The organism is Epilithonimonas hispanica (assembly GCF_003385395.1).
Lineage (GTDB): Bacteria > Bacteroidota > Bacteroidia > Flavobacteriales > Weeksellaceae > Epilithonimonas > Epilithonimonas hispanica.
The window spans coordinates 1-8,255 of record NZ_QNUG01000074.1; the positions used below are offsets into that span (position 1 = coordinate 1).

Here is an 8,255-nt window from a genome sequence, read left to right on the forward strand (position 1 = left end):
TTGTCCCTGATTTGCGAGTGCAAAAGTATAAAGTTTTACCCAAACTACCAAAACTTTTTTAAAGTTTTTTTTCGTTACTCGAAAATTGTTTTGATTACGCTTGCTTAACCTTATCCTGCGCTCCCCCTAACTCTCGTTTGGGGTTGCAAAGATAATTAAACTTTTATCATTAGCAAACTTTTTATTAGATATTTTTTAAGATTTGTAACCTCTTTATTTTTATCTAATCTTGTCTCTACCTTCTTCTGCGCTGCTCTCTTAAAGCGGTGGCAAAAATACATACTTTTATCATAACCGCAAACTTATTCGCCTATTTTATGATTCCCGTAAACCAAATACTCTGATTTGTAGCGCGTTTAATTTTAATTAGTTCTAGTAATCATACTTTTCCATCACAAACATCCATTATATTTAAATTAATGAAAAAGCAAAAATAGAGTTCGAAATGAAATAATTGATGTAAGATATATCTTTTATTGAGAAGATTTTTATTACGCAGAAGTCAAAATTGAACAAACGGGAAAAATCATTAATAATATATGATTCAGATTATTCAACTACATATAATAATAGAGTTATGAATAAGAATAATATTCTAAAGTTACTTAATTGTTGGATTACTGAAGTAATTTTCTAAAATTACCCTCTGCTCTGTCGTCAAATTAGCTTTGGGATGATAACCAATGTAAGACGGCAAAGGCATTTGCAAATCGCGTACTGTAGAAATTGTTTTTTCAATGGCATTTTGTTTGAGGTCCTTGTTGTAAGATCCCCATTCTGAAAAATTGAGATACTCGCGCCCCTCATTAATATGATCTTTAACCGCCCAAGAAATCGGAGCGATATAAGAATACTTAGGATATTTGGTTTCGTTGGAATGGCAATCGTAGCAAGCATTCTTTAAAATCAATCTGATGTTCTCAGGCGTTTTATTAATATCAACAAAATTATTATTCTTATCAATAGCTTTATTGTCTCTATTAATAGGAATCAACTGAATTGCCAGAAAAACAACAGCTATCCAAAAAATTATCTTCTTCAATTGATTGGTTGTTCTTCTAAAGTTAAATCCCAGTTTTCATTGATTTCCCACATCTGACGGACATTAATCTTGCTCAATACTTCTTTATCTCCAGATTTTTTGAACAAATAAGCATCTTCTGCCATAGTTTCATTAGCAAAATCTGAACTATCCCAAATCTCGTTCTCATTATTATCTACCAAGATTCTCAATCTATAAGTTCCGGGTTTTAGATTTACAAATTTGACATCTGCCTGATTGGTATATTGCTGGTAAGCCGGTTCATTTTTATCATTAAGAAGTTGAATCCAAAATTTTTGAGCTGGCAGATTCTTAAGATGTGCCGCAAAACTACCAAAGTCTTCCGCTTTTGCAACTTCGAAATCGAAACGTACACTTTCACTGGATCTATTATAGAAAGAGCTCAAGGTGTTTTTCGGAACCGTTAGCTGATATTTTTTTCCAATTATGAAATTGGATTTGATAATAATTTGCGTTGAATCCAACTCCGAAATCTTGGCAGCGAAGTCCTGAGCAATGCTATCCGATTCCAGTTTCCAGTTTTCCGGTTGGATTTTATTAATAATATAATTAGATGAAAATCTGAAGTCCGTTTCCGGCGCTAACTTATTAGAAAAAGGATTCGCGATTGTCATTTCATCCTTTGCTGGTTTTTTATAAAAAATAGAAACCGTGTCTTGCTTAGAACCTATATCATAAGAAAACTTAAGATTTTCGCTGACTGTCGCTCCAATATTTTCTTTGGTAGCATCGAACCAAATTTTTACCGAATCTGATTTTGATTTGTGAGTAATCTTATAATCCGCGGGTTTTTCACCAACCTTTTTCACCACGACTTTTTCAGGATTACCTTCAAATGTCATCAAAACTCCACCTGTAGAAATAGACATTTCTTTATACTTTGCAGTTTTTTTGGAGGGAAAAGTTTTTAATTTCAAACCAGAAATACTTTTTTCCAGATTGATTTCTTCTTTCTGAAATGCAACACTTTCCTTTCCAATATCGTAGATTGAATTGGAGTTTTCATCGTCAAAACCAACAACCTTGTATTTTCCAGGCGTAAGATAATTCAGCTCAAAATAACCATCAGGATCTGCTTTACTAATATAGTAAGGTTTTTGACGATAGTTCATCGTATCCTTTACTTGATAAAGTCCAACAACAAGATTTTTATCTTTTCCTTCTGAGTTTTTTTCATTTCCAAGAGCGTCTGTAATAGTTCCACTGATGTAAAGATCATCCAACTTCTCCCCCGTTGAAAATGCAAAATTGAAATAAGGCAAAACATTACTTTCATTAAGATCCACAATAGAGTTTCCAAAATTGAAGTTATAAGTTGTGTTGGCTTGCAGGGTATCTTTCCATTGGATTTCCAGATATTTGTTTCCCAAAGAGGAAGGAATAATCTTGGTGTATTGAATTGGTGGAGAAATGATCAGATTCTTACTAATATCCTTCAAAGTAATATATTCATCAAAATCTATTCTGAGCTCTTTTGTATTTCTAGAAACACCCACTCTTGCTGAATCAATATTAGAACCTATCATTTTTGGAGCGATAGAATCTTTTGCTCCACCAACGGGAGAACCAACTCTGGCACAACTTACCAAAATCAACGATGCAAAAAGCCAAAGAAAAAACTGCTTCATTATTATATATAGATGTTAGATATTAGATTTCAGATATTAGACTAAAATCTATTTTACTTAACCGCAAAAATAAGGAAACTTTGAGATAAAACGCTTTCAACAATTGTAAAGTAAGTTAAAATAGAAACAAAAAAAAATGAGTTTTAAAACTAAAACTCATTATAGATATGCTTCAAAATATCTTTATCCGTTTCTGTGAATAGAATTTTTCTGCGTTCCATCGCTTTTTCGGCAACTTCATAAGATTTTTCCAGTTTGAATTTTTCATCACCTTTCATCCCGCCCCAAGAAAAGCTCTCTACAAGATTAGGAGGAAAACCAGACTTGAAAACATTAGCAGCAACACCAACTACTGTCCCCGTGTTCAATTGTGTATTGATAGCTGTTTTGGAATGATCTCCCATAATCAATCCGCAAAATTGCAAACCTGTGTCTAGAAATCTTTTCTTTTTGTAATTCCAAAGTTTTACAGATGCGTAATTATTTTTAAGGTTTGATGAATTGGTATCTGCACCCAAATTGCACCATTCTCCAATCACCGAATTTCCTACAAAACCGTCGTGACCTTTATTAGTATAACCAAAAATCACAATATTATTGACTTCACCACCAACTTTGGAATGTGGCCCAATCGTAGTTCCCCCATACAATTTGGTACCAAGATTAATTTTAGAATCTTCGCAAAGCGCCAGAGAACCACGGATATTAGAACCCTCCATAATCTCGGCATTTTTTCCAATGTAGATTTTTCCCGTTTTGCAATTGAGAGTAGAAAACTCTACTATTGCACCTTCTTCGATGAAAAGATTTTCTTTTTCGCCGATAAATCCATTAGTTGAAGATAATTCCTGAGAAGTTCTACCTTTCGTCATTAATTTAAAATCAAAATTAATTGCGAAATCGTTGTGAGAAAAAATGTCGGTTGGTTTTTCGATGAATAATAATTTCTCGTGAATGTCTGTCATTTTATTGATTTGATTCAGAGAAAAATTCTCCATATTGATATTCGCCACCAAAACTTCGTTATCGTAAACCAAAGCTTCGCCAGGCTGAAGTTCTTTGATTTGTTTCAAAACCTCATCTGATGGAAAGAAATTAGGAACAATGAACAGACTCTGCTTCGGCTCTGGTTTTTTGAATTTGTGCTGAAGAAAATCCTCGGTAATGTAAAAAACCTCATCTATTTCTAAGAGTTTTTTCCATCTTTCGGCAAAAGTAAGGATACCCATTCGCATTTCTGCAACGGGTCTTGTAAAAGTGAGCGGAAGAAAATCTTCCCAATATTGTGCGTCGGAAAATACTAATTGCATTCTTTATAGATATTAGATGTGAGATATTAGATGTTAGACAGAAGTGCAAAAAAATCTAATTTCTAACTTCTAAAGTCTAATTTCTATCTCCAGCAAAAATAACAAAAAAAACCTCTCGGAAAATCCGAAAGGTTTTGATATTTTTAAAAACAGACTAAGATTACTTAGCGAATTTTTTGTATTTGTTCATAAACTTATCAACTCTACCCGCAGTGTCAACCAATTTGGTTTTACCTGTGTAGAAAGGGTGAGAAGTAGAAGAGATTTCCATTTTGATTAAAGGATATTCAGTTCCTTCGAACTCGATAGTATCTTTTGTATCAGCAGTAGATTTGCAAAGGAACATCTCATCGTTGCTCATATCTTTGAAAACTACTAATCTATAATTTTCTGGGTGTATGCCTTGTTTCATTTTTTCAGAAGTTTTAAAATTTGTTATAATATGAGCCTGGACTAATGGATCCGATAACTCTGGTTTTGAGGATGCAAAAATAGGAATTATTTTTTATTCTGCAAATATTATTTATCTAAAATTAAAAAATATCGAATCTACTTGAGCTTGTTAAACAAACAATTAAAACCACATAGTCACATAGAAAATCACAATTTTTAAGTGCAAAAAAGAAAAAAACAGGAAACAATGTTGGCTATTATTCGTTTTGTTTTCATTAAACCTATGTGTCTATATGGTCATAAAACAATTTTATCAGTTTTACATTAATAAACACTTATCAGTATTGCTATTACAAATTAGTTTCTTTATTTTTATCCCAAACTAAAAAATGAAAATCAATGTCAATATTTACTTACGAGAATTACACCTCTGCCGTAAAAAATTGGGCAGCAATCAAATCCAATTATTCTGAAATCCAAAAAATCATATCTCCAGAACAGGTTTTCATCTTGTCTCGTGAACAAATCGAATGGTTTGATAAGGAGAACGAAGCAGAAACTTATTTCCGTGCAGACATCGGCGTTTGGGAAAATAAATTGGTCTTGATTCTTACACCTAGAACCAATGCAGGCGATGTCAAAACTTTAGAAAATTATGAGTTAATTTCTTGAAAGCGATTTGACTCTAAAGCAGACCAAAACTTATACTGTAACCAGTACTTATACTTTGACAAAAGACCTGAGTAAAGGCAAAGAAGATTCTGACTTGGATTTCCCTGTTATGAACGAGCCAATTACAGGACAACTAAAAGCTATAGACGAAATAGAATCTTGGAAAGAAAATGCAATGGATTATTTGCAACGTGAATCTCTGGAGTTCAAAGGACAAAGACTTTTCCAAAGTTTCTACATCCCAAAAGCAGATCTTTTGCACAATCAGCAAAACACACGAGATATCGTTTGCGTTTTTGGTTTCAAATATTCTGCAGTTTATGAAAGACTGTTAGCTACTTTAATTTTCGTCAGTAATACAATGGGAGATAAAGTTGGCGCCCTAGGTGCAGTTTATGAAGTAGTAACAGACCCTTCTAATACTTATGATTGGTCAAAGCCTTGCCCACCACATTGCATTACAATATCAGGTTAAAAAATGAATAATCTTTATTATTGGACTTTAATATTAACATATATCTTGCTCTTATTTGCGGTTATTTTTTCAATTTTAAAGTATAAAATAGTATCAAAAATTGAGAAATGGTATATCCATTATATATTATTTCTCTTATTTATAGAATCAAGTAATTATATTTTAACCGAATTTTTGAATTTTGAAAACACTTCATTCCTATACAAAATATATATAGCTGGAGAGTTTTTAATAATCACAACACTCTTCATAAAAAAATGAACTTAAATAAGTATCTTATTTTAATCTCTATTTGTATAGGTTTATACTTTTTATTCGCAGATACTATTTTTTCTAATTACCACTATAATAATGATTATTCTAAAACCATTTCTAACATCTTATTAATTTGTTTGATAGGGTATTCTTTAATCGGAGACATTAAACACATTAAAAATAAAAATACTTTCCAGCTTATTGACAAAATGTATTTCTTGTATTTTGCTGTAAGTATTTTTATTTTTATTTTTCAGCACCAACTTTTAGAGTTGCCTATAAATTATTTTAATGTTTTTTGGATAATTAATAATTTAATGGTTTGCATAATTTACAGTTTATTCATTAAAACATTTTTGTCATTCAAGAAATAAAACTCAATATCATCTTTTTGGTTATACTGATTCTCGTTTTGATTATCATCATCTCTTTTATATTAATAGCTTACAGAACTTTTATCCAAAGAATCATTCAGGAAAAAGATCTTCAGTTTCAAGCCGAGATGGATCATCAGAAAGAATTATCTATTGAAAATATCAAAGGACAAGAAGACGAGCGAAAAAGGATTGCCATTTCTGTACACGATGATATTGGAAACCGACTTAATATTCTTTCGCTTTGGCTCAATAATCTGGAAGCAGAAAATCAAGAAGCTTCCAAAAAAGTGATTACAACGCAGATTACAGAATTAATAGATTCTACAAGAAACATTTCGCATTCTCTTTATCCTGTGAATTTGGAAAAATTGGGATTAGTTTTGTATCTACAAGAATTGGCGACGAATCTTTCCCAAAATATAGAATTGATTCTTGACATCGATCCTAGATATCAGAAAAAAGATATTTTCACAGAAGTTCAGATTTACAGAGTGATTCAAGAGTTCACGACCAATGTGATTAAACATTCTACAGCGAATGAAGTGGTTGTTTACATCAGAAATCATCAGCAATATCTCACAATGATTATCACAGACAATGGCGAAAGTTTCGACTACGAAAAAGCAAAAAAAGGAATGGGTCTCAAAAATATAGAATCCCGAATTGTTTCTATGAAAGGTTTCTATAAATGGAAAAACCAAATAGGAAAACAAAGCCGACTAATCATTAATATCCCAAATTAACTATGAAGAATGAAACCATCAAACTCGTTTTGGTAGATGATGAACAACTCATTTTGGAAGGTATCAAAATGTTGCTTTCTGCCCAAACCAACATTTCGGTAGATTATTCTGCAACATCTGGCAACCAAATTCTGGAACACTTGGAAAACTTAGAAGCTGATAATTTCCCCGATATTCTAATGACAGATGTACAGATGGAACCAATGGATGGTTTTCAACTAGTCGAGATTCTGAAAAAGAAATATCCAGAACTTAAGTTGATTATTCTTTCTTCTCATTACAAAAGTAGTGTTCTAGGTTATATGATAAAATTGGGTGTCTCTGCTTTTCTCCCAAAAAACTCCAGCAAAGCAACTTTTATAGAAGCCATAGAAGCTGTTCACAAAAACGGAATGTTCTTCACCAAAGAAGACCACGAGATGCTGCTGACTTATATGAACACGCCTTCCCGTAAAAAGTCTCTTTTCGATAACGAAGAAACATTGTCCAATCGGGAAATAGATGTGATAAAACTGATTTGCGAAGAGAAAACCAATCAGGAAATTGCAGATATTCTTTTTCTAAGTCCAAGAACTGTGGAAAGTCACAGACAAAAAATTCTAGATAAAATTGGTGCCAAAAATACAGTCGGAATTGTGATTTATGCTGTTATTAATAACATCCACACGGTTCCTATCAAATTGTAAATTTAGAAAAATAGCGCATTTCTACGCTATCGTAATTCTAAAGATTGTTAAAACACCAAGAGGAACTTTCTCGGCAAAACCACACATTACGACAGGAACAACTCAGGGTAAGTTTGAAGTTGTAGAACTGAAAGAAAATGTTTTTAAAGTCATAAAAATGAAGAGTGAAATCAATGAAAAAAATAGCATTCTTGACATCCACGAAAAAAGCATATAGAAAAACCATAAAAACTAAACCAACTTCATATTTCTAGAGTCTCATCAATTATTTAATGGGGCTTTTTTATTGATCAAAAGAAACAATCCGTATAAATACCTAATTGTAAAATTCATTATTTCTACTCTACTGTGCTTAAGCTACTCTTTACATCTTTGTCACAATATAAAAATCGACAAGATGAAAAAGACATTCATTGCTTTATCGACATTTTTAATAAACACACTCTCTTTTGGACAAGTCGGCATCAACACGCAAACACCAATGGCAACTTTAGATATTGTTGCCAGCCCATCAGACTTAACAAAAATAGACGGTATCATTGCTCCCAGAATTATGGATATGCAAATAAAAATTCCAGTATAAGTTAAGCTACATTTTGATAAATTTTGTTTTGATTGTTAAACTCTTCAATAGTTTGATAATTCAAAGCACT

Annotated in this window: 10 protein-coding genes; 6 read left to right on the forward strand and 4 right to left on the reverse strand. The window is 32.1% G+C overall.

The features are described 5' to 3' along the window. Positions 1–601: 601 nt before the first annotated feature. The 4 genes from DRF58_RS17330 to DRF58_RS17345 all read right to left on the reverse strand — a co-directional run bounded on the left by DRF58_RS17330 (position 602) and on the right by DRF58_RS17345 (position 4,413). Complete coding sequence (locus DRF58_RS17330) at positions 602–1,042, reverse strand: heme-binding domain-containing protein (protein WP_116037163.1); 441 nt, start codon at positions 1,040–1,042, stop codon at positions 602–604. After that, positions 1,039–2,691 (reverse strand): Ig-like domain-containing protein, encoded by a 1,653-nt coding sequence (locus DRF58_RS17335; RefSeq protein WP_116037164.1) that lies wholly within the window; start codon positions 2,689–2,691, stop codon positions 1,039–1,041. Before DRF58_RS17335 ends, DRF58_RS17330 begins: the two co-directional genes overlap by 4 nt. A gap of 149 nt (positions 2,692–2,840) precedes the next feature. Beyond that, complete coding sequence (locus DRF58_RS17340) at positions 2,841–4,001, reverse strand: GlmU family protein (protein WP_116037166.1); 1,161 nt, start codon at positions 3,999–4,001, stop codon at positions 2,841–2,843. Between the two features lie 160 nt (positions 4,002–4,161). Then, on the reverse strand, positions 4,162–4,413 hold the full coding sequence (locus tag DRF58_RS17345; protein WP_116037167.1) for a type B 50S ribosomal protein L31: 252 nt from the start codon (positions 4,411–4,413) through the stop codon (positions 4,162–4,164). Between the two features lie 380 nt (positions 4,414–4,793). On the opposite strand from DRF58_RS17345, the gene DRF58_RS17350 reads away from it, so the two are divergent. From DRF58_RS17350 to DRF58_RS17385, 6 genes are all read left to right on the forward strand, one after another. Then, positions 4,794–5,066 carry a hypothetical protein gene (locus tag DRF58_RS17350; RefSeq protein ID WP_116037169.1) on the forward strand — a complete coding sequence of 91 codons (273 nt, stop codon included), beginning with the start codon at positions 4,794–4,796 and terminating at the stop codon, positions 5,064–5,066. A 7-nt stretch (positions 5,067–5,073) separates the two neighbouring features. Continuing rightward, positions 5,074–5,541 carry a hypothetical protein gene (locus DRF58_RS17355; protein WP_116037171.1) on the forward strand — a complete coding sequence of 156 codons (468 nt, stop codon included), beginning with the start codon at positions 5,074–5,076 and terminating at the stop codon, positions 5,539–5,541. 646 nt (positions 5,542–6,187) lie between these two features. Beyond that, positions 6,188–6,916: a sensor histidine kinase gene (locus DRF58_RS17370; RefSeq protein WP_245955583.1), complete on the forward strand. Its 729-nt coding sequence runs from the start codon at positions 6,188–6,190 to the stop codon at positions 6,914–6,916. Positions 6,917–6,918: 2 nt separating this feature from the next. Next, positions 6,919–7,602 (forward strand): response regulator transcription factor, encoded by a 684-nt coding sequence (locus DRF58_RS17375; RefSeq protein ID WP_116037175.1) that lies wholly within the window; start codon positions 6,919–6,921, stop codon positions 7,600–7,602. Further along, positions 7,559–7,819: a hypothetical protein gene (locus DRF58_RS17380; protein ID WP_116037177.1), complete on the forward strand. Its 261-nt coding sequence runs from the start codon at positions 7,559–7,561 to the stop codon at positions 7,817–7,819. The genes DRF58_RS17375 and DRF58_RS17380 overlap by 44 nt, the downstream gene beginning before the upstream one ends. 180 nt (positions 7,820–7,999) lie before the next feature. Then, positions 8,000–8,185: a hypothetical protein gene (locus DRF58_RS17385; RefSeq protein ID WP_116037178.1), complete on the forward strand. Its 186-nt coding sequence runs from the start codon at positions 8,000–8,002 to the stop codon at positions 8,183–8,185. Positions 8,186–8,255: the final 70 nt, after the last annotated feature.

Bases quoted from the DNA above. Each gene is read 5' to 3' on its own strand.
- DRF58_RS17335 (WP_116037164.1), bottom strand. From the start codon at position 2,691: ATGAAGCAGTTTTTTCTTTGGCTTTTTGCATCGTTGATTTTGGTAAGT.
- DRF58_RS17340 (WP_116037166.1), bottom strand. From the start codon at position 4,001: ATGCAATTAGTATTTTCCGACGCACAATATTGGGAAGATTTTCTTCCG.
- DRF58_RS17345 (WP_116037167.1), bottom strand. From the start codon at position 4,413: ATGAAACAAGGCATACACCCAGAAAATTATAGATTAGTAGTTTTCAAA.
- DRF58_RS17350 (WP_116037169.1), top strand. From the start codon at position 4,794: ATGTCAATATTTACTTACGAGAATTACACCTCTGCCGTAAAAAATTGG.
- DRF58_RS17375 (WP_116037175.1), top strand. From the start codon at position 6,919: ATGAAGAATGAAACCATCAAACTCGTTTTGGTAGATGATGAACAACTC.
- DRF58_RS17380 (WP_116037177.1), top strand. From the start codon at position 7,559: ATGCTGTTATTAATAACATCCACACGGTTCCTATCAAATTGTAAATTT.
- DRF58_RS17385 (WP_116037178.1), top strand. From the start codon at position 8,000: ATGAAAAAGACATTCATTGCTTTATCGACATTTTTAATAAACACACTC.